Source organism: Enterococcus sp. HY326 (genome assembly GCF_026157065.1).
Classification (GTDB): domain Bacteria; phylum Bacillota; class Bacilli; order Lactobacillales; family Enterococcaceae; genus HY326.
Map to the genome: position 1 here is coordinate 619,925 of NZ_JANLGQ010000002.1, position 21,788 is coordinate 641,712.

The 21,788-nt window shown below is 40.0% G+C and carries 20 protein-coding genes; 1 reads left to right on the forward strand and 19 read right to left on the reverse strand.

What is annotated here, in order from left to right; genetic code table 11:
* Positions 1 to 8: 8 nt before the first annotated feature.
* From ORH16_RS07640 to obgE, 11 genes are all read right to left on the reverse strand, one after another.
* The gene (locus ORH16_RS07640; protein ID WP_265457677.1) at positions 9 to 2,045 is read right to left on the reverse strand and encodes a BglG family transcription antiterminator; all 2,037 of its coding nucleotides are present in this window, start codon (positions 2,043 to 2,045) and stop codon (positions 9 to 11) included.
* A 309-nt stretch (positions 2,046 to 2,354) separates the two neighbouring features.
* Positions 2,355 to 2,801: a LapA family protein gene (locus ORH16_RS07645; protein ID WP_265457678.1), complete on the reverse strand. Its 447-nt coding sequence runs from the start codon at positions 2,799 to 2,801 to the stop codon at positions 2,355 to 2,357.
* 16 nt (positions 2,802 to 2,817) lie between these two features.
* Complete coding sequence (locus ORH16_RS07650; protein ID WP_265457680.1) at positions 2,818 to 3,606, reverse strand: SDR family NAD(P)-dependent oxidoreductase; 789 nt, start codon at positions 3,604 to 3,606, stop codon at positions 2,818 to 2,820.
* Positions 3,607 to 3,618: 12 nt separating this feature from the next.
* Positions 3,619 to 4,542: a ribonuclease Z gene (gene rnz, locus ORH16_RS07655; RefSeq protein ID WP_265457682.1), complete on the reverse strand. Its 924-nt coding sequence runs from the start codon at positions 4,540 to 4,542 to the stop codon at positions 3,619 to 3,621.
* 68 nt (positions 4,543 to 4,610) lie between these two features.
* Positions 4,611 to 5,999: a sensor histidine kinase gene (locus ORH16_RS07660; RefSeq protein WP_265457683.1), complete on the reverse strand. Its 1,389-nt coding sequence runs from the start codon at positions 5,997 to 5,999 to the stop codon at positions 4,611 to 4,613.
* 8 nt (positions 6,000 to 6,007) lie between these two features.
* Positions 6,008 to 6,691, reverse strand: a complete 684-nt coding sequence (locus tag ORH16_RS07665) for a response regulator transcription factor (protein WP_265457684.1) — start codon at positions 6,689 to 6,691, stop codon at positions 6,008 to 6,010.
* 67 nt (positions 6,692 to 6,758) lie between these two features.
* Positions 6,759 to 7,337 (reverse strand): DUF1269 domain-containing protein, encoded by a 579-nt coding sequence (locus ORH16_RS07670; protein ID WP_265457685.1) that lies wholly within the window; start codon positions 7,335 to 7,337, stop codon positions 6,759 to 6,761.
* A gap of 82 nt (positions 7,338 to 7,419) precedes the next feature.
* Entirely contained in the window at positions 7,420 to 9,225 is a 1,806-nt protein-coding gene (locus ORH16_RS07675) for a carbohydrate-binding domain-containing protein (RefSeq protein WP_265457687.1), read from the reverse strand.
* Positions 9,226 to 9,248: 23 nt separating this feature from the next.
* Positions 9,249 to 9,935 (reverse strand): DUF4956 domain-containing protein, encoded by a 687-nt coding sequence (locus tag ORH16_RS07680; protein ID WP_265457689.1) that lies wholly within the window; start codon positions 9,933 to 9,935, stop codon positions 9,249 to 9,251.
* The gene (locus ORH16_RS07685) at positions 9,925 to 10,656 is read right to left on the reverse strand and encodes a polyphosphate polymerase domain-containing protein (RefSeq protein WP_265457691.1); all 732 of its coding nucleotides are present in this window, start codon (positions 10,654 to 10,656) and stop codon (positions 9,925 to 9,927) included. Before ORH16_RS07685 ends, ORH16_RS07680 begins: the two co-directional genes overlap by 11 nt.
* A gap of 151 nt (positions 10,657 to 10,807) precedes the next feature.
* A complete protein-coding gene (gene obgE, locus ORH16_RS07690) occupies positions 10,808 to 12,121 on the reverse strand; it encodes a GTPase ObgE (protein WP_265457693.1) in 1,314 nt (437 codons plus the stop codon).
* Positions 12,122 to 12,405: 284 nt separating this feature from the next.
* On the opposite strand from obgE, the gene gap reads away from it, so the two are divergent.
* Positions 12,406 to 13,416: a type I glyceraldehyde-3-phosphate dehydrogenase gene (gap, locus tag ORH16_RS07695; RefSeq protein WP_265457695.1), complete on the forward strand. Its 1,011-nt coding sequence runs from the start codon at positions 12,406 to 12,408 to the stop codon at positions 13,414 to 13,416.
* Positions 13,417 to 13,475: 59 nt separating this feature from the next.
* Here the strand turns inward: gap and ORH16_RS07700 are convergent, their stop codons facing one another.
* The 8 genes from ORH16_RS07700 to ORH16_RS07735 all read right to left on the reverse strand — a co-directional run bounded on the left by ORH16_RS07700 (position 13,476) and on the right by ORH16_RS07735 (position 21,784).
* Complete coding sequence (locus tag ORH16_RS07700) at positions 13,476 to 14,363, reverse strand: alpha/beta hydrolase (protein WP_265457791.1); 888 nt, start codon at positions 14,361 to 14,363, stop codon at positions 13,476 to 13,478.
* A gap of 68 nt (positions 14,364 to 14,431) precedes the next feature.
* Positions 14,432 to 15,034, reverse strand: coding sequence for an NUDIX hydrolase N-terminal domain-containing protein (locus tag ORH16_RS07705; protein WP_265457697.1), 603 nt, complete (start codon positions 15,032 to 15,034; stop codon positions 14,432 to 14,434).
* Positions 15,035 to 15,190: 156 nt separating this feature from the next.
* On the reverse strand, positions 15,191 to 15,880 hold the full coding sequence (locus ORH16_RS07710; protein WP_416207846.1) for a Bax inhibitor-1/YccA family protein: 690 nt from the start codon (positions 15,878 to 15,880) through the stop codon (positions 15,191 to 15,193).
* A gap of 92 nt (positions 15,881 to 15,972) precedes the next feature.
* Complete coding sequence (locus ORH16_RS07715) at positions 15,973 to 16,461, reverse strand: MaoC/PaaZ C-terminal domain-containing protein (protein WP_265457699.1); 489 nt, start codon at positions 16,459 to 16,461, stop codon at positions 15,973 to 15,975.
* A 227-nt stretch (positions 16,462 to 16,688) separates the two neighbouring features.
* On the reverse strand, positions 16,689 to 18,023 hold the full coding sequence (gene murC, locus ORH16_RS07720; RefSeq protein ID WP_265457701.1) for a UDP-N-acetylmuramate--L-alanine ligase: 1,335 nt from the start codon (positions 18,021 to 18,023) through the stop codon (positions 16,689 to 16,691).
* A gap of 347 nt (positions 18,024 to 18,370) precedes the next feature.
* The gene (locus tag ORH16_RS07725) at positions 18,371 to 19,138 is read right to left on the reverse strand and encodes an ElyC/SanA/YdcF family protein (RefSeq protein ID WP_265457703.1); all 768 of its coding nucleotides are present in this window, start codon (positions 19,136 to 19,138) and stop codon (positions 18,371 to 18,373) included.
* The gene (locus ORH16_RS07730) at positions 19,110 to 19,586 is read right to left on the reverse strand and encodes a SprT family protein (protein WP_265457705.1); all 477 of its coding nucleotides are present in this window, start codon (positions 19,584 to 19,586) and stop codon (positions 19,110 to 19,112) included. Before ORH16_RS07730 ends, ORH16_RS07725 begins: the two co-directional genes overlap by 29 nt.
* Positions 19,587 to 19,606: 20 nt before the next feature.
* Complete coding sequence (locus tag ORH16_RS07735; RefSeq protein ID WP_265457706.1) at positions 19,607 to 21,784, reverse strand: Tex family protein; 2,178 nt, start codon at positions 21,782 to 21,784, stop codon at positions 19,607 to 19,609.
* Positions 21,785 to 21,788 lie beyond the last annotated feature (4 nt).

The window sequence follows — 21,788 nt, forward strand, 5'->3', positions numbered from 1 at the left end:
TGCTCCTCCTAAGTTATTTGTCTGATTAATTGATAGATGGTTTTTTCATCCTTTGCGGTCAAAATTGTCTGAATCAGCTCCTGATTATCAGCGATTTGGGCTAATTGATTAATGGCTCTTAAATGTTTGGTTAAATCAAAAAATGCCAAAGGTGCAATTAAATGCAAGCGTCGCCCGTTAGGAAAAACTATTGCTTTTTGAGAGACTAAAAAACTGACACCATCTCTTAACACCCCATGCTCAACAGTTGTATGGGGAATACACATTTCCGTTCCTAGATAGCCTGCATAGCCAGTTTCAGCAATTTGTCGAATGCAATCAGCAACAAAATCTGCTGTGATAATTTGCTTGTCTAATAAAGGCTGGCAGGCAAGTTCCACCGCAGATTGCCAAGTAAGTTCTTCTGAAACCAACTTGACAGCTGATGGTTGTAGATAATGCAATAAAGAAGGCAACACGTCATAATTTTCTAAAGAAGTTTCATGGGAATTTTTAATCAGAAACATCTGTAATTCTTCTTTCAGCATAACTAAATCTGTCACTTTAGCGTATTTTTGAATAATCTTAGTAACATCTTCAATAGCTTGGTCAATTTCATTGAAACCCAACTCATTTAACACTCGATAGCGTAAATTAATCTGCTCTTTATACGTCATCAAAGGATTAATAATAAATTGTAATAGGCCACTATCTAAAGGTGTAGTTGAAAATACTAAATCAGCATCTTCTTGAAATTGATAAAAATCTCTAACTGACAAAGAGGCAATAAAATGTATTTCCGGAAACAAGCTTTTTAAATTTTCCCGCATTAATTTTGAAACCATCACTCCGTTGCGACAGACAACAACAGCTCTTGGCTTTTGTTTAACTAAGTTGCTATCATTAGCCAATTGATAGCCGAAATAATAAGAGAGAAGCTCCAATTCATCATTCGGAAAAGCCTTACCCAACCAATCTTCAATTGGCGTTATCAATTCCTTCATCAATTCGACTAAGATTCCGTGACTACTTTCTTGAACTAAATTGTCCAAAGAATAAGCACCCAGACTTAAGTTATACGAAATTCGAAAACAAGCCGGTCTTAAATGACTTAAAATCCGTCGTTGAAAATCTTGACGTTCCTCGATAACGATTAAGGTCTGTTCCTCAAACTTGGAAACCATTGCAGCAATTAGACTTTTTAGCTTTATATCAGAGTCATATTCTTGAGTTGTTTTTTTCTCAAAAATATTAGAAGATAAAAATAACAGACTAAGCCATTCCAAATAATCAGTTGCTAAGCGCCACTCAAACTCACTAAGTAAAATTAATAGTAGTTTATACTCAGGGGTATCCTTTACATTGCCTTCAAAAAAATTAGTCTTTGCTGGACTTTTCACTCCTCGGTGAAGTAAGAAACGTAAAGTTGCCTGCAAATAATCGATTGATTCGTCTGAATAGCTCAAATGCAATAATTGTTCCATACCGTGAATAAGATGAATCACTTCATTTTCTGTAATACTTAATTGAAATTGATCTCGATACTCTTCTTTTTGGATAAAGTTGTAATGTTTTACCAAATCTGATAAAAGTTGAAGAATACGATGCTCTGAGCCCTTTAATTGGTAGCCATTTACTCGGTCATACTGAATCGTCAACTGGTATTTTTCTGCAAGCCATCCTGCTCTTTTAATATCTTCAGATGCAGTATTTTTACTTACCTCTAAATAATCAATAACATGTTGGAGACTGACATAATCAGTGTTTGCAATTAAACTAAAGAGAACTAACGCACTGCGCTCATTTTCATTAAGAGTCGTTTCCGTTAGCTGTTGTTGGCCAACTAAACTGTCAAAATTTTTCAAAATGGCTAAAGGAATTAAAAAATCACCAACATGATTTCTTTCAATAATTGGAAGGCCTTGAAGTTCCAACTCTTGATTAAATTGATTAATCGAGTAATTAATTTGTCTTTTAGTGAGTCCCAACTCCTCTGTTAGTTGTCCAATTTTCATATTCGGATTTTTAATCAGTAAAGTCAGAATGGTGCGGATCCGTTCATTCATAATATTCCTCCTGATGCATTTCATTATAGCCTTGGAAACTCATTTTTTGTTAACCCTTTCATCCCCAATTTTGTCACAGCTGCCAAAGTAAAATGTTACACTTTTCGTTTTTTAAGCAAGTTTTTTCGTCAAGAATCACATAACACTTGATTTTAACTCAAATAAAAGAAATAAATATTACAGTTTTACTGTGACAATAATTGCAGTGATATTTTTTCATAATAGCCATAAAAAAAGCATCAGGTAGAATATCCGCTTTACGGATTTCTATCTGATGCTTTTACTCAGCATTTATTCATATTTTAATTATCAATCAAAATAATCCACATGATTCTCTGTTTTCGCTGCTGATGTTTCTTCAACCGCCTGCTCCTGATGCAGCAATTCATCAATTTTGCGATTCTTATCGACAATTTGTGCTTCATAGGTGGCCCGTAATTCAGAAATTTGATTTTCATAATCACGAATCAATTTTTCATTAGCTGATTGAACCTTTTTATCTAGGTCATCATTGAAGATAGCCAATTCTTTTTCTTGATTTTTAATGGTTTTTTTCTGATTCCAAACCGTCGCTGTACTGGTTAAAATTCCAATTAGGCCACCAATAATCGCCGAACCTAAAATGATTAAAATCAGCGGAGCTTGCATGGAAGTCACCAGAAAGCTAACGTCCACTTGATTATTATTGCTAATGGCAAACAACACAATAATCAAAATTAAAATAAAACCAACAATAATCCGCCATTGATTTTTCATAGAAAACTCCCCCCAACTATTTTTTATTAAATAAACCGCCTGCTAAAAAATCACCGACATGAGGAAACAGTGTGTAAAAACGAGCAGCAACTTCCATCACTTGTGGTGCGTTGACTTCCCGTCGTTCCCTTTGGACGCCGCGAATAATTTTGCGGGCCAATTTTTGCGGCTGCAGAACAAACATGTCGACAGATTTTAAATAATCACCGCTTGGATCTGCCTTATCGAAAAATTCTGTCGCAATCGGTCCGGGATTGACCGTCATCACCCGCACATTAGCCGGTTTTAATTCTAAGCGCAGGGCATTAGAGAAACCTAAAACGGCAAATTTGGTTGCCGAGTAAACTGCCGATTTTGCAGTGGCCATTTTCCCTGCCATTGATGCAATATTAATAATTTGACCATCTGCTCTTTCGACCATCTCAATTGCAAATTTTTGCGTCAGGTACATCATCCCAAGAATGTTCACTTCAAACATCTTGCGGACGTCTTCAAAGTCAAAGGCCACAAAATTTTCGAAGATACCAAAGCCGGCATTGTTAACTAAAACATCGACTTGACCGACTTCTTCTTTTAATCTTACAAAAAAATTGTCGATACTTTCTGGATTGGCAACGTCCAATTGTAAAGCGTAGGCTGGTTTGCCGCTGATTTCCATACAGTTTTCTTTCACTTTGCCAATCAGGTTAATTCTTCTGGCACAGGTGACCACAATAGCCCCCTGCCGTGCTGCTTCATAGCACAGCTGCTCGCCTAATCCAGCTGAGCCACCGGTTACAACGACGACTTTATCCTGTAAATTCATTTTCAAATCCCCCTAAGAAAATTTTATGTCAATGATATCAAAGTCTTTGACTAATTTTGTATTTACAAAAATTTCTTGTGCTTCTTTTTCCAATTCTTGGCTTTCTTTAGCCAAATATCTGGCGCTGATGTGGGTCAATAATAACTGACCGACATTAGCCGCTTTTGCCACTTCAGCGGCTTGATGGGTGGTGGAATGGTAATAATTTTTAGCCATTTTCTTTTGATCTTTATTGAAGGTGCTTTCGTGGACCAAAAGATCGCTGCCGGCTGCCAGTCGAATGGCAGCATCTGTTTTGCGGGTATCTCCTAAAATTGTCACCACACGACCCTTTTTGGTTGCCCCTAAAAATTCTTTGCCGTCAATCTGACGACCGTCGGGAAGCTCAACCACTTCGCCTTTTTTTAATTTACCATAAAGCGGTCCAGAAGGGATGTTTAACGCCTGTAATTTTTCAACCTGCAGCTCCCCTGGATAGTCCTGCTCGACAATTCGGTAACCGTAGCTGGTAATCCCATGATCCAGCTGGCTGCAATAAACTGAAAAAGTTTTATCCTCAAAAATCAAGCCTTCGTGAACTTCGATAAATTTCAGCGGATAGCTTAAGCGAGTCTGGGAAATTTTTAGTGCGGTTTCCACAAAATCCTGCAACCCACGAGGACCATAGAGCTCAAGGGTTTCTTCTCCACCTTGAAAAGAGCGACTGCTTAAAAGTCCCGGCAGTCCAAAAATATGATCACCGTGAAGATGAGTGATAAAAATTTTATTAATTTTCCCTGGCCGAATGGTCGTGTGCAAAATCTGCATCTGGGTACCTTCCCCACAGTCAAACAACCAAATTTCATTCCGTTCGTTCAATAATTTTAAAGCGGCCGCTGTTACGTTGCGATGTTTCGCTGGCACACCAGCCCCTGTTCCTAAAAATTCTAATTCCATAATCTACCTGACTTTCTCTTCAAATCACTTCATTTTAAAAGATAACTTTTAGAATGTAAATCATTTCCTTATTTTAAAGGCAGTTGCAGTTGAAAGACAGTGCCTCGAGGTTGATTATCCAAGACTGAAATCTTGCCACCGTGGAGTTTCACAATCCACATCGCAATGGATAAGCCGATACCATAGCCGCCGGTGTCACGATTTCTGGAGGCGTCTGCCCGATAAAAACGATCGAAAATATGGGCTTTGGCTTCATCTGAAATGCCAGAACCAGTATCTTTGACTTCTAGCAGCCAATCGTTGCTGCGGAATGTTGAGACAACTGTGACACTCTCACCGGCAATCGTATATTTCATCGCATTATCAATCAAGATCAATAAAAGCTGTTGGATTTTTTCCGGATCAATCAAGATTTGCCGATTTTCTCCCAAGACTAAAGAAAATTCTTTGTCTTCAGCGGCTAAGATTTCGCCGTAAGGTTCCAACGTTTTATTTAAGAAGTCATTGACCTTCGTAGGCTGCTTCACAGCTAAAACGGCATCGCTATCGGAACGAGCCAGCATCAGCAAATCATTAGTCAAACGACTGAGGCGCTGCACCTCATTTAATGACAGAGCGATGTCTTCTGATTCCTCTAAAATCGTTCGCTCCGGCTTGGTAAAAAGTCCTTCTAATTTGGCCTGAATAATCGTCAGTGGTGTCCGTAATTCATGGGAAGCATTTTCGACAAACTGCTGTTGCTTACGCCATGATGCGATAATCGGCTGGATAAAGCGGCCGGATAAATAATAACTGAGCAAAATCGAAAAGGCCGCAAAAACGAGCATACAAATAATTAAAATCTTGCGGAAACTATGTACCGATTGAGTAATCTGATCGGTATTGGTTAAGATTTGAACATAGGCCACTTGACTTGCGGCTTCAGCAGATTCTGAAGTTGTCGTTTCGGAGGTAGCTTGGTCGCTATAATCTTCTTCATCCGTATTATTTTCAACAACAATTGAACGAAAACCTAATGTTTGGTCGTCAGCATCTGAAAGACTTAAGTTAGTGATTTCGTTCAATTTTGACGTGTCTAAACTGAGATTGACAAAATCATACATCCGAATGCCCAGAGAATTACTATTCAAAATTTCCCCATCTGAGGACCATAAAATAATCTGTTCTTGAAAATTGTCGACTTTTTCTTTATCATCGCTACTTTTTGAATCAATTTTTGGACTAGTCAGCTCACCGCTGTTCATGGTGTTATCAATGCTTTGTGTACGGGAAATCGTGTCTGCTAAAATTTTTTCATTGCTGTAAAATTTTGTCAGATTCGTGTCGACTTGCGAATACATCGAAGTCTGGACAAAATGAAACACTAAAATGCCTAAAAGAATAAAAATGGCCGCAAAGGAAATGAAGGTCAGCACAAAATAGCGAGTCTGTTGTTTTTTTAATGAGTCTTCTCCCATCGCAACACCTAGGACTCAATGGCAATCGGCTGTAAAATATAGCCAACATTGCGCAATGTTTTGATCCAACTGTCTAAGCCAAAGGGTTTTAAATGTTTTCGTAAATTACTCATATAAACTTCCACGACGGTTAATGTCGTGTCTGATTGAAAGCCCCAAATTCGATCGAAGAGCTGATCTTTGGTGACAATCCGGCCTTTGTTTTGCAACAAATAGGTCAAGAGGTCAAACTCTTTCCCTTGCAATGCAATTTCCGTTCCTCCATAGGTCACACGCCGATTTTTTAAACTGATGGTTAGTCCCATCTCCTCAATCTCATTGCCTTCATGCATTCCCAAAGAGCGTCTCAGAAGCGCTTGAGCCCGTAAGAATAGTTCTTCACGATGGAAAGGCTTGGTTAAATAATCATCCGCTCCAATTTCAAAGCCGTTGATTTTATCTTCAAAGGCATCTTTGGCGGTCAAAATCAAGACGGGTGTGTAAATTTGTTTGTTTCTTAGGCTGGCGAGGACCTCTTCACCGGACATTTCGGGAATCATCAAATCTAAGACAATCAAGTCATAAATTTCCCGTTCTCCTTCATAGACAGCCTCAGAGCCATCGTAGACCTGCACGATTTCACCTAATTCCTGCAGCACATCTTTAATGCTGTCAGAAAGAATCACATCATCTTCGACAATTAATAATTTCATGGGAACCCTCTTTTCTCCGTTGACAAAAAAACTAGGACGGCTTTGGCGCCAGCCCTAGCGGAATCACTTATTTATCTTCTTGATGGTCACTGGTTTTTTTCGGATGCTTTTCAGCCCATTTGTTTTTCGCTGCTTCATCCGGTTGTTTTTCTAATTCCTGAGCATCCTTTAAATCGGCTTCCACATCATCATAATCTAAACGAGTAATCTCGCCACCTAAGCGAAACATCGCTAAATCATTTAAAGGACGATTGTCTTCTTCGTTGGCAATTAAAATCAGACCAGTATCGCCTTCACCAATTTTATCAGTTAAAAATTCAAAAACACTTTGGGCATTGCGAATTTCTTTAACATCTTGAGAAGCTCCAATCATGCCACCAGCAAACCAACCTAATAAAATTCCTAGTGGTCCGCCTAAAATCCCAACTAGCATCCCGATAAAGCCACCGGTAGATGCTTTATTATTACCTGTGAAATCTAAAAAGTCTTCGATTTCAAATTTATGGGCGCCATCATTAGTATGGCGAATCACAGCCATTTGTTCTGCTTTCATATTGTTTTGTGCAACAATTTTTTTAGCCTCAGAAAATGCTTGATAAGCTTTGCTTTCAATATCAAAGTTCATAATAATTACGCGTTTACTCATTTGATTGCCTCCTTTTAATTTAAACCTAGTGTACCAAGAAAAAAGCAAAAAGGGAAAGAATATTCTTTCCCTTCGCTAAGGTTTAGCGACGACCGCCTGACATTCCATTTCCTGAACTTGTTCCAGAAGTCGTCGTGACAGAAGTCAAACTGTAAGTGCCGACAGTCGAGCCATCTGCAGAAAGTGTTACATTGGTGCCGCTACTCATATCAGCAGAACTGGTCACTAAATAGTTGACTTGGTTCTCAAACGTATAGCTAATCACTTCACCGCTGTCTGTACTGACTGTCACCGTTGAACCAGCAGCAATTGTACTGTCTGGAACTACCGCCAAACTATATTGGCTAGAGTCACTGCTGACAGTTTGTGACATTCCGGACGTTCCCCCGGCTAATAAAGTACCGCCACTGAGTTCAAAGGTGCCGTTATAATCAAGGACCCCATTGTCATTGCTATTGGGTCCATCAACGATTAAAGTCCCCCCGCTCATGGTCACATTGCCGTTACTGTCGATACCATCACCTTCTGAGACTATCACTGTCGTTGTGCCGCCTTGAATATCAATCAAGGCATCTTCATCGGTGGTGTCTCCACCGCCACCGCCGCCCATAAAGGAATCAGAGCCAAAGCCACCTGATGATGTGGCATCGTCACTGCCACCGGCTGCGTTAATGCCGTCATCAGAAGCTCTCACTTCATTGGTCCCACCGGTAATCGTCACAGTCGTGCCCTCTAAGCCTTCATAAGAAGTGTTAACGGTTGTTTGCCCATCTGTAATTAGTAAAGCATTATCTGCGTGAATACCATCATCACCAGAGCTGAGATCCAAGCTGCCGCCGTTGATTGTGACATCATTGTTGCTGTGGATGCTATCATCGGCTGAATCAATTGTAAACGTACCAGCATCAATAATTAAATTGGCACCTGCCTTCATTCCTTTGTAACTTTGAGTTGTATCAGAAACAGTTGCGTCTGCACCACCACCGGCTGTAATTTCAATCGTCGCTTCTGAAATAGAAAGATTTGTTTCAGCTTGAATACCATCGTTGCCTGAGTTGATTGTAAAATCACCTCCGTCAATAGCAATCCAGCCGGTGTCCGCATCTGTCCCGTTGACTTGAATCCCATCACCGCTGGTCGTCGTTAAGTCGAAGGTCCCGCCAGCAATCGATAAGGAATCTTTGGCTTTAATTGCGTTATTGACGGCCGTTACTTGGATGTTCCCGTTGGTGATGACCACGTCATCTTTACCACGAATCCCATTATTATAATTTCCATTCACAATTAAAGTACCTGAGCCGTTGATGGTTAAATCATCCTTACTAAAAATTGCGGCATCTGGCTCATCTTCATCAGCCGAATCATAGACATAGTCACTGCCATCTGAAACAGTATTCGTAGTGCCTTCCGCCAAAGTAATTTTAACTTTTTCAGCCTGTTCCACATAAATGGCTAAAGAATCGTCGTTTGTGATGGTCACGCCATTTAAAACTAGTTGAACTTCGTCGGCGTCGGCATCACCGCTGACAATAATTTCACCATCGTACTCGCCGCTTAAAATGTAGGTGCCACCGGTTGTAATTGTAATTACACCATCACCTTCTGTCGCCCCTTCGCCGTCAATTTCTGCTGAATCACCATTTAAAGTAATGGTGGTAGCGGTACTCTCATCATATGATTCGTCGTAGTCATCATCTGTATAAGAACCATAAGTGCCGTCAGTATTTTGAGCAGCACTGTCGGTTGCAACAGTTGTGGCTTCTGAGCTAGTTGTACTGCTAGTCGTCGTTGAGCTGCTAGTGCTGGTCTCACCACTGGCTGTTGAACAAGCTGCCAGCATTATTAAAACCGTTGAGAGGGTTAATCCGAGAATATATTTTTTCTTCATTAGTTGTTCACCTGCTTTATAAATTATAATTCATCTTTATTTGTCGCAACTTTGCCTGAAACAATCGGCAAGTTCCCATTGCGGACGCGAATTTCATCAATTAAATTCTTTTCTAAATAGACATCTTTTAGTTTGAGTAAATATCTCAGTTCATAAAGGGAACCCATTGTCGTTGTCCGAACAGAGGTATTTGAAAATTCGTAAGTATATTTTTCAAATAAATCATCGAACAAGCCGGGATAATCTAAGTCTTCAGGAATCGTAATCCGCAGCTCTCTTTCAGCAACTTTATTATTTTCGCCAAACTTGACGGTGTTCAATACAATTAAAAAGGCACTGATAATCACTGAGAAGATAACAACATAGCCGACATAGCCAGTTCCTGTTGCTAAACCGATACCCATTGCCCAAAAAATTGAGGTGATTTCTCTGGAACCGCCGGCTACTGAGCGGAACCGAATGAGACTGAAGGCGCCAAGGACAGCAAGACCTGTCCCTAAATTTCCATTGACTAGCATGATGACCAATTGTACTAAGGCTGGCATCACGGCTAAAGTAATCACAAAATTTTTCGAATAAACATTTCGATACATATGCACGCAAGCGACAATTAAACCTGCGACTAAGGCAACTGCCGTACAAATTAAAACAACTGGCAGTGTCGCAGTAATGGCATTGCCGCTGGCATCCGTTAAGAGACTAGATAACATGTTGCATTTCCTCCTTTGACAGATGACGTAGATAGGTTTGGGCATATTTTGAAAACGTGCCCGCATAAATCCCCAGCTCAGATAAAATTTCGGTAAACCAGACAGGATAAGCTCCTAGCGCTTTGACTTCCATCAGCACTTCAACATCCGGCGCGACTAATTTTCCTTGACTGCCATGGGAAATATCTAAATCATTTGTCCGATAACGAATATTAAAATCAAAGGTCACACGAAAATCAGTCTCTTGTTCATCCCGTAATTGATACGCTCGACGATCATAGGCAATCATCACTTTAGGAGTGATTTTTTGACGAGCAATCAACCAATCAATTTCGTTTCTAATCTGTTGGTCTTTATGGGCAACAGCTTCTTGAGAATTTTTTGCAAGATGATAATTTTTAGCTGCCTCATAGGAAAGCGCCACTCGTCGTTTATAGACAACTCCCCGAACCTTTTTCTTAATTTCTAAAAAGGCCTCGCTGGAATTTTGGGGCACGCCATAACTCCTTAGACGAAATTTTTCTTTGTACTTTGGTTTTTCAATTGAACGATTAATCATCCGATAATCATCTGTATCATAGTAAACAGAGATTATCGTGTGGAGACCAAATTGATCTTCCTCCATATAAGGATCGAGAAACTCACTTAACAATTCAAAATCTGCTAGACTCAGCAAATATTTTTTTTCCTTTCGTTCAAATACCCGTTTAAGTTTTACCATATCCAATCACCTCAAATTTTAGATTCTGGACTTAGCTTAAGCGGATTACCATAAAGCTAACTTAAAAAAGACCGCTAAACGCAAGGTTTAGCGGTCTTTTCAAACTATTTTCATAATTTCGTCACAGACTTTAAAAATTTGTTAGCAAAAATTATTCGACAAATTCAAATTCATATTTGCCAATATGCACGATGTCACCGTCTTTTGCTCCTCTAGCCCGCAGTGCATCATCGACACCCATGCCCCGCAATTGTCGAGCAAAGCGCATGATGGTTTCATCATGGCCGAAATTGGTCATCTCAAATAATTTTTCTAATTTTTCGCCGGCTAAAATCCAAGAAGCATCGGGAGCCCGATCAATCGTGAACTCCGGTTCGTCAGATTGGTAGCCGTAATTAACAACTTCTTCCTCCAACTCTTCATCATATAGAGGAAACTCTGAGGTTGTTTCTAATAAATCGGCGGTTGCGCTTAATAGTGGTTCAATACCTTTCCTTGTCACGCCGGAAATTGGAAATACAGGGATTGGTTCTGCAAATTCATCCTCTTGCTCGGCGGCTAATTTTTCTTTAAAGACTTTCAGGTTTTCCTCAGCATCTGGCATATCCATTTTATTAGCTACAATAATTTGCGGACGTTCCAGTAAACGCAGATTGTGTTCTGCCAATTCTTTATTGATGGCTAAATAATCTTCATACGGGTCACGGCCTTCCATGCCACTCATGTCAATCACATGTAAAATAACTCGCGTCCGTTCGATGTGGCGCAAAAATTGCGTACCCAAACCGACACCTTGGGAAGCTCCTTCAATTAAACCGGGTAAGTCAGCGGCCACAAAGCTGCGGCCATCATTGGTGGTTACCATTCCTAAATTCGGTACTAAAGTCGTAAAGTGATAGGCACCGATTTTTGGTCGAGCTGCCGAAATTACTGAAAGCAGCGTCGATTTCCCGACAGAAGGAAAACCAACTAGGCCGACATCTGCTAAAACTTTTAATTCCATTTCAATGCGTCGTTCTTGACCAGGCTCACCATTTTCAGCAATTTCCGGTGCTGGGTTTCGCGGTGAAGCAAAGCGAATATTGCCTCGACCGCCTCGACCCCCTTTGGCAACGACTAAGCTTTGACCGTCTTCAATTAAATCGCCAATCAAGCTACCCGTTTCTGCATCTCTCACCGTTGTACCTGGTGGCACCTTAACTAATAAATCTTCTGAGCCACGGCCGTGCATGCCTTTACTCATGCCATTTTCGCCGGCTGGTGCTTTAAAATGCCGATTAAAACGAAAGTCCATTAAAGTTCGCAGGCCTTCATCCACTACAAACACGACGTCACCGCCACGACCGCCGTCACCGCCGGCCGGTCCGCCATCAGGCACATATTTCTCTCTTCTAAAAGCAACCATTCCGTCTCCGCCTTTACCGGCTTTAACATCAATTGTTACTTGATCCAAAAACATGGACATTGTCTTCCTCCAAGTCTAAAAATTAATTTTATTTATTTTCTTTTATTTCCACTTTAATTTATTTTAAAAAATCTTTGTAAAGCAGTCCACAGTAAACAAAAGTCCTTCTCATTTTAGCGGTGTCGGCGGCTTTTGTCCACGTTAAACTGTCAATCCATGAAAAAAATGATGAAATATTTAGAAACGAATGGTACAAGGGCTTTTCTTTGACAAAAATAACAAAGAGTAGGAAACTATGATTGTAATTCGAAGCCTTGCTTCAAATTTTAAGGAGGAATTCTCTTATGACAGTAAAAGTAGGTATTAACGGTTTTGGACGGATTGGACGTTTAGCATACCGCCGTATTAAAGAAGTTTCAGATGACATCGAAGTAGTAGCAATCAATGACTTAACTAGCCCAACAATGTTGGCTCATCTTTTGCAATTTGACTCAACTCATGGCACATATAAAGGTAATGTAACTGCAACTGAAGATTCAATCGTCGATGATGGTGTAGCAACACGGATTTATGCAGAACCTGATGCAAGCAAAATTCCTTGGGTAAAAGAAAACGGCGTTGACATCGTTTTAGAATGTACTGGTTTTTACACTTCTGCTGAAAAAGCTCAAGCTCACTTGGATGCAGGCGTAAAACGTGTCGTTATCTCCGCTCCAGCTGGCGCAATGAAAACAATCGTTTATAACGTAAACGATGATACTTTAAGTGCTGACGATAAAATTATTTCAGCTGGTTCATGTACAACGAACTGTCTTGCACCAATGGCTTACTTCTTAAATAATGAATTTGGAATTGAAGTTGGAACCATGACAACTGTTCATGCTTACACTTCAACACAAATGTTATTAGACGGACCCGTTCGTGGCGGCAATTTAAGAGCTGCTCGTTCAGCTGCTGACAATACTATTCCTCACAGCACTGGTGCTGCTAAAGCAATCGGTTTAGTAATTCCAGAATTGAACGGTAAATTACAAGGACATGCTCAACGGGTACCTGTTGTCGATGGTTCATTAACAGAATTGGTTTCAATTTTGAAAACTAAAGTAACTGCTGACCAAGTTAACGAAGCAATTAAAAAACATACTGTTGATAACCCATCATTTGGTTATGACGACCGTGAAATTGTTTCTGGTGATGTGATTGGCACAACTCAAGGTTCAATCTTTGACCCAACTCAAACTGAAGTAACATCTGCTGGCGACTACCAATTAGTTAAAACAGTTGCTTGGTATGACAATGAATATGGCTTCACTTGCCAAATGATTCGTTTGTTAGAAAAATTTGCAAACATCTAATTTAAATTTTAAGCATCTGTTGATTTTCCTGCCAAGCAGGTAATCAACAGATGCTTTTTTTATTGGCCGACATACTGGTTCAAAAACGCGGTGATCCGTGTTTGATACATTTCTGGATCGACGGAAAAACTGGCTGCATGTTCCGCACCTGCGACCTCATACTTTTCCTTAGGAGCCGAGGTTGCCGAATAAACTTGTGCCAGCATTGAAAGTGGTACAAAGCTATCTTCAGTGCCGTGGATAAATAAAATTGGCCGTGTATTTTTAGCCAATTGTTTAGTTGCATCGGCTTGACTGAAAAAATAACCGGCTCGGACCTTCGTTACTAAATTTGTGACGGGAATAATTGGAAAGGCCGGCAAATTAAATAATTGTTTCAGCTGATAACTTAATTCCTCCCTCACCGATGCATAGCCGCAATCTTCGATAATCGCTACCACATTGTCAGGCAAGTCTTCTCCACTGGTCATCATCACTGTAGCCCCGCCCATGCTAACACCAAAGAGGACAATTTCTTGGGTGCTGCCTAATTGAGTCAGCACTTCAGCAATCCACTGCTGCATATCCTTGCGTTCATCCCAGCCAAAACCAACATAATCCCCTTGGCTCTCTCCATGACCACGAGCATCTGGCACTAGAACGTTATAGCCCAGTTGATAAAACATCTGAGCATAATCCGCCATGTCTTCCTTTGAGCCCATATAACCATGGGCGATAATAACCGTTTTTTCGCTGGCATTATTTTGATAAAAAAGCGCCTGCAGGTTTAAATTATCCTCAGAAGTCAGCGACCAAGCCTGCCGATTTTCTGAGTCTTGGTACCATTGTTCTGCAGCTTGTTCCTTTTCGGTACTGGCAGCTGAGCCTTGGCTGATAAAATCCTTATCTCCAGGTACAAAGGCATATTCATAAAAATAATTACCAATTCCAAACAAGCCTAATATCATCAATAAAACTAAACCAATTCCGATACGCCAAATTAATTTTTTTCGGCTACTACCCTTACTCCGACTATTCAATCGCAAACCACCTGCTTACCCCGCTGGCGAAGTCTGATTAGTTGCTCTTTAGTCGTGCGGTCTAAGGAAAGTTGCGGCAGATTATCCAAAGAAAAATAACCGATAGCTGAGGTTTCACTATTGACTTCAAATGCTTGATTTTCTTCGACTAGGCAATAAAAAAACAATTTGTAATATTGAAAGAATTGAAAAATATCCTGCCGTTGATTGGTATCAAATACGCCAATCAGTTCAGCTGAAAGGACGTCTAGATTAGTTTCTTCTTTGACCTCTTTTTTGATATTTTCAATGGGACTTAAACCCACATCGGCAAAGCCTCCCGGCAGCGCCCATTTCTTCGTATTAATATCCTCAACAAATAAAATTTTATCGTCTTTTTCAATGACGGCCCTGACATCTACTTTTGGTGTCGGATAGCCTGCTTCAATGCTGACTTTTTGATAAAGCTCAGCTTCTGTCACCTGACTGCTCTCGGCGATTAATTTTACAGCCAGCCGTTGAATTTCCTGATAGCGCTCCAAATCATAAATATCCTTTTGGTAATGTATTCCCGCTTGGGCAAGGTTCAACAGTTGCCGATATTCTTCCATTTTACTCATAGCAAACTCCTTAGTAATTTTGTATTTTACATGACTTTATTTCAAACAAAAATACAATTGACTCTCCATTGTATTATAGCGAAGTCGTAACATCTCTACAAATAAAGCAAACAAAAAAGCAGACTCCGAAGAATCTGCTTTTCAACTAATTTACGATTAGTTTTGTTTACCGAAAATTCTCAATAAGGCTAAGAACAAGTTGATAAAGTCTAAGTACAAGGATAACGCCATGTAAACTGCTACGCCGTTACCGACTGTGCCATTGCTTTGTACGTATAAGGTACGAATCATTTGATTATCATAGGCAGTAATCCCTGAAAAAATAATGATTGTTAAAAAGCTGATGAGGTAATCAACTGGTTGGCTGTTCAAGATAAAGGCGTTTAACAAAATCGCAATGATAATCCCGATTAAGGCACTATACGCTGCCCGACCGATACCAGATAAATCTTTTTTAGTAACCACTCCGAAAATCGATAGGCCGATAAACATCGCCGCCGCTGTAATAAACGCTCTAGCAACACTGGCATTTGTATAATAAGAAACTGTGATCGCCAATACAATTCCGTTAATCAAGGAATAACCGATAAAGCCGCCAATTGCGAGGCTGGGATTTTTTTCCGCCTTAGCACTTAATAAAATCACCAAGCCAATTTCGACAATCCAAATCCCTAAAATTCCTAATGGAAAGTTTTGGATAAAACTGGCAACCTGTGCAGGAAAGACCTGCATACTAAGGTAAGCAACTATTCCGCTTAGTAAAATACCTAAGCCTAAAAATCCATAAACCTTTGAGTAAAACTTATTAATCCCAGCCGTCTGATCTTGGACATGCTGAGGATTCATTTCGGGCATTTCATTCATAAAGATTCCTCCTTTTAATTCGGACACAAGGTCCTGTTCACTGCATTAATGATATTTTAAAAAAATGAATACAACTACTCCGCTGCTTGTGAAATGACTTCATCTTCTTGCAGGGCTTCAGTAGCCAATTGTGGTGGCTGAACCATCACAACCGCATCTAAAATCCGATTTTCCTGCTCGTTGACTGCTTCCACTGAAATCGTGATAACATCTTTCATCTTATCGACCTTGATGACTTCCAATAAAAAAGTAATCGTTTCATAGTGATAGACCGGTTCGATAAAATTGATAGAAAAATTAACCACATGGGAACCCGGTCCCGGCAAATGCTTGGAGACAGCACTGGTGATGATGCCCATCAGCATCACCGACGGCACAATCGGTTTTTCGTATTCAGTTTTGGCAGCATAGTCATGCTGAATATATAAAGGATTAGCGTCATTCGTTAATCCTAAATAAAGTAAAAGCTGATTGTCTTCAATTGACTCCGTTAAGGATAACGAGTCCCCTTCCTCAATTTCATCAATCGTCTTGCCAATTTTTCGCGGCTTGCCTATATTCAAAGTACAACCCCTCCATTATTCATTAGTATAAGTTTATCAAATTGCGTTAAAAAAACAAGCATTCTGAATTTACTTATTTAAATTTTAGAGGAATGAAAAACTGTGGCATCAACAACCTGCCGCATAGTTGTCCTTAACTTAAAATTTTTCAGCACAAGCTAAAAATTAATTAAGCAAAGGAGTCAAACTTTTTCGGCAAGCTGTTTTTACCACAGCTTGGTTATTTATTAAAGAACGTTTCTTGTTGTTTCGCTGAGGAGTTTTTCATAGGCCCGTTCAAATTTTTGAACATCACCAGCGCCCATAAAGACCATCACCGCATCGTGATAATCCAACAATGGTGACACATTGTCTTCTTGAATGACCTGGCCGCCTTTTTCAATTTTAGCGCCTAAATCTTCAATCTTTACATCGCCTTTTTGTTCACGGGCCGAACCGAATATGTCACACAAGAATACTTGGTCCGCTAAGTCTAAGGCTTTTGCAAAATCATCCATTAAAGCAATCGTTCTCGTAAAGGTATGGGGTTGAAAAACTGCAATGATTTCCTTCGTTGGATATTTTTGGCGGGCGGCATCAATTGTCGCAGCAATTTCAGAAGGATGATGAGCATAGTCATCAACAATAATCATGTCATTGACCTTCTTTTCGCTGAAGCGGCGTTTAACGCCAGGAAAAGTTTTCATTTCATCAGCAATTAAATTCATATCTAAGCCTTCAAAATAGGCAATGGCAATCACACCTAATGCGTTCATAATATTGTGCTGTCCGTATGCCGGCAAAACAAAATGACCGATAAATTGATCTTTAACATAGACATCAAAGGCGGAACCTTCTGTTGTCCGTTCAATATTTTTTGCTTGAATATCATCATCGTCATTGGTACCGTAATAATGAATCGGCACTTCCGCTTGCAATTTTCTTAAATAAGGGTCATCACCGTAGGCAAAAATGCCTTTTTGCACTTGATGAGCCATCGTTTGAAATGCATCGAACACATCATCAATGCTCTTGTAATAATCTGGATGATCAAAATCAACATTGGTCATAATCACATAATCAGGAGAGTAAGCTAAAAAATGACGGCGGTATTCACAGGCTTCAAAGGCAAAAAACTTTGCATCGACTTCCCCGTGACCTGTGCCATCACCGATTAGATAACTAGTCGGTGCTACTCCGCTTAATACATGGGACAAAAGACCAGTCGTACTGGTTTTTCCGTGGGAACCAGTTACTGCGACACTGGTGAAGGGACGAATAAATTGACCGATAAAGTCATGGTAACGAATCACTTCAATGCCTAATTCCTTAGCCCGAACAATTTCTTCATGACTATCAGGAAAGGCATTCCCTGCGATAACAACTAATCCTGGATGAATATTGTCAGCCGCGAAAGGTAAAATAGTAATATTGGCTTTTTCTAAATCCCGTTGGGTAAAAAAGTATTCCGTTACATCAGAGCCTTGAACCTTTAAGCCTTTTTGGTGTAGCACAAGAGCCAGCGAACTCATACCGGAACCTTTAATCCCTACAAAATGATAAACTAAATCTTGATTTTCCATTGATTATCCTCTTCTCTTAACTCAGAGCTTATTTCAGCTATATGTAATAACAAACTTATACCTTATGGCACGCCTATCATTATCTAACAAATAAAAAAAAATTTCAATCATTATTAATCCTTGATGATAAGGAGGCTTGACATTTTAAAACCTGACAAAATTTTCCTAATAATCGGCATTAATAAAAAATCCAAGCTGACAAGAATTACAGGAATTGAACCCGAATCTTACCGACTTGAATCATTTTAAGTTAAATTTTTATTAATAAATCTGGCCGACAAATTTTGTTGGAAAACGATTCTATGAAAACTCATCCAATACAGTTGTATTCAATAAAATTTACTTTCTTAGCGTTGCAAATTAAATTTCTCTGTTTCTAACAGCCTTTCAAATGCAGCTGTGACCTCAGCAGGCATCCCCACGGTCTCAATATAGCCTTTCCCTTTTGATCCATAGCCGTTTTCATCATCTTTTAAGCGGGTGTATTCCCCTAAAACCAGATTCCAAAAATAATCTTTTTGCCACAGCTGATTCAGTCTGCTATCAGTGAAACGCAATTCTTCCGTCAGCTCTTTTACTTGAGGAACAATCGGCACAAAATTTTCAAACTGGCTCGCTTCTGCCTGCCAATTAAATTTAAATGTCGCTTTGGTCCGCTTTTGTAAAAGCGGATCATTGGTTAGCAAAATATCCTTTGGCAAGGCTACTCCGTAAATTTCTCGTAAAGCAGTTAAAGAAAAGCTGGAATTTTCACCAGAATTAGTCGAGGTATTTTCTAAGAGCAATTGCTCCTCAACTAAGCCGCAAGCTTCAATTAAAAACAATTGATTCATCTGAGCTTCTGACAGCTCCTTAGAAAAATTGTAGCCTGTTTTTTGATAATTTTTCTGCAAAAACTGAGTAGCATGACCAATGCCACCGCTTAACAAAATTTTTTCAACTTTTCCCTCTTTGACTAGTTGACCTGCTGCCTCGGTCAAAGGCGGCAGACTGTTGCCAGCTAGAATTAATAGAGGATAGGTTTTATTTTCGGCAAAAAGCTTTGCGCTAGGCTGGTCAGCCAGATAATTTAACACAAGATTAAGATCAGCCAGTTTGCTGGATTGAGTGGTCATAAGTTTTTCTCCCGATAAAAATTAATTTGCCACGACAACGGCCGCAGACATATTTTTTTGTATCAACTTTCCGCTGGCGATACAAAGGTGTCTGGCAGCTGGCGCATTGATAGCAAAAAAGACTTTTAGGCGCAGCTAATGGCTTAGCGTAACGGGCGCCTCCTGTAGCTTTTAAAAGCCGTTTAAAATCGACGTCCTTATGCTGATAACCACGGCCAGCGATATGCAGATGGTAATGGCATAATTCATGTTTAATAACGCTGATTAGCTCAGCTTTGCCATATTTTTCAAACACTAACGGATTAAAATCCAGATGATGGTCTTTTAAATGATAGCGGCCGCCTGTTGTTTTCAGGCGCCGATTGAAAAAAGCTTGATGAACAAAAGGCTTTTTAAAATAGGTCAGTGAAATTTCCTCCACCAACTCGGTTAATTCTTGATTTGTCATCGTCTTACCTATTACTTTCTTTATCCCTGCGGGGCAATCATTGTCAAGCTGATGCGGCCTTTATTAACATCAATTTGTTCAACCCAAACTGTCACAATATCGCCGACTGCCACGACATCTGTTGGGTGTTTAACAAATTTGTTGCTAAGTTTTGAAATATGCACCAAGCCATCTTGTTTCACACCGATATCAACAAAGGCACCAAAATCAATCACATTGCGGACAGTGCCTTGCAATTCCATGCCGGGCTTTAAGTCCTCCATCGTCAAGACATCTTTTCTTAATAATGGACTAGCACTTTCTTCCCGCATATCTCTGCCGGGCTGAATCAAGCCTGCCAGAATATCCTTGGCAGTCTCATGGCCAATTTCTAAGCTTTGAGCTACCTCAGTTAGTTTTATTTGTTTTAAGGCCGTAGTCGCTGCTTCAGTTCCTAAATCTTTTTCAGTAATCCCTGCCATTTTCAAAATTTCTTTGGCACCGGCATAGGATTCCGGGTGAATCGCAGTATTATCTAAAATATTTTTACCATTGGGAATCCGCAAAAATCCAATCGCTTGTTCATATGCCTTAGGTCCTAAGCGGGGCACTTTTTTAAGCTGGGGCCGACTAGCAAATTCCCCGTTCTCCTCCCGATAATTGACCACATTTTGAGCGGTTGTTTTATTTAAGCCGGAAACATATTGCAGTAATTGCGGACTGGCGGTATTTAAATCAACGCCAACTTGGTTAACCGCTGTTTCAACAACGATGTCCAATTGCTCCGCCAAACGTTTTTGTGAAACATCATGCTGGTATTGTCCCACGCCAACGGCTTTTGGATCAATTTTTACTAATTCTGCTAAAGGATCTTGCAGGCGGCGGGCGATACTGACGGCACTTCTTTCCTCTACCTGTAAATCAGGAAATTCTTTACGGGCAATGTCACTGGCTGAATAGACAGACGCCCCAGCTTCGTTGACAATTACATAGAAGGCTTCTCGTTGCAATTTTTTAATTTGTTCGGAGACAAATTGTTCTGACTCTCGGCTCGCCGTCCCATTTCCAATGGCAACTACATCGACTTGATGTGTTTCCATCAGTTTTAAAAAGGCTGGACCGGCTGCTTGGCGTTTGGCCTCCCCTGCTGGTTTGTGGGGATAAATCACTTCAATCGCCAAAACTTTACCAGTTGCATCAACGACGGCTAATTTACAGCCAGTCCGATATGCTGGGTCAAATCCTAAAACGACTTTGCCTTTTAATGGCGGCTGCAGCAATAAATTTCGTAAATTTTCACCGAAGATAGCGATGGCCTGATCATCGGCTTTTTCTGTTAACTCATTGCGAATTTCCCGCTCAATCGCTGGACCAATAAAGCGTTTATAACTATCTTTATAGGCGTCAACAATTTGTGGCACTGTCGGTGAACTAGAATTTTTTATTAACTGCTTGTCAAAATATTCCATAATTTTTGCTTCATCAATCACAAGACTGACTTTTAAAATATCTTCATTTTCACCACGATTAGTAGCCAAAATCCGGTGGGAAACCATCTTATGAATTGGTTCTGAAAAATCATAGTACATGTGGTAGACTTCTTTTTCATCTTTTTCAGCAGCCTTGACTTGGCTCACATAAGCGCCTTTACTAAAGGTATAGGAACGAATCCAAGTTCGAAACTTAGCGTTATCGCCGATTTGTTCAGCTAAAATTTCATGAGCGCCTGCCAAAACTTCTTCTGTTGAAAAAACTTCTAAGTCATCATTCAAATATTTTTGAGCTTCAACTAAAACATCACCAGCCTGTGGTTGGCTCATCAACCAAGTTGCAAAAGGTTCCAATCCTTTTTCTTTAGCAATGGTCGCTTTAGTTCGCCGCTTTTGCTTATAGGGCCGATATAAATCCTCAACCTGCTGCATCTTAGTAGCTTTTAATATTTCCTGTTCTAACTCAGGCGTTAATTTTTCCTGCTCAGCGATTAAGCGCACAACCTCTTCTTTGCGCTTTTCTAAATTGGTTAAATACGTATAGCGGTCTTCAATTAAACGAATTTGTACTTCATCAAGACTGCCGGTCATTTCTTTCCGATAGCGGGCGATAAACGGCACGGTGTTGCCATCTGCTAATAATTCTAAAACTGCTTTGATTTGCCCGCCTTTAAATTCATTTAATTCCTGTGATACTAAGGCTAAAATTGTTTGATTTAAACTATCCATCTTC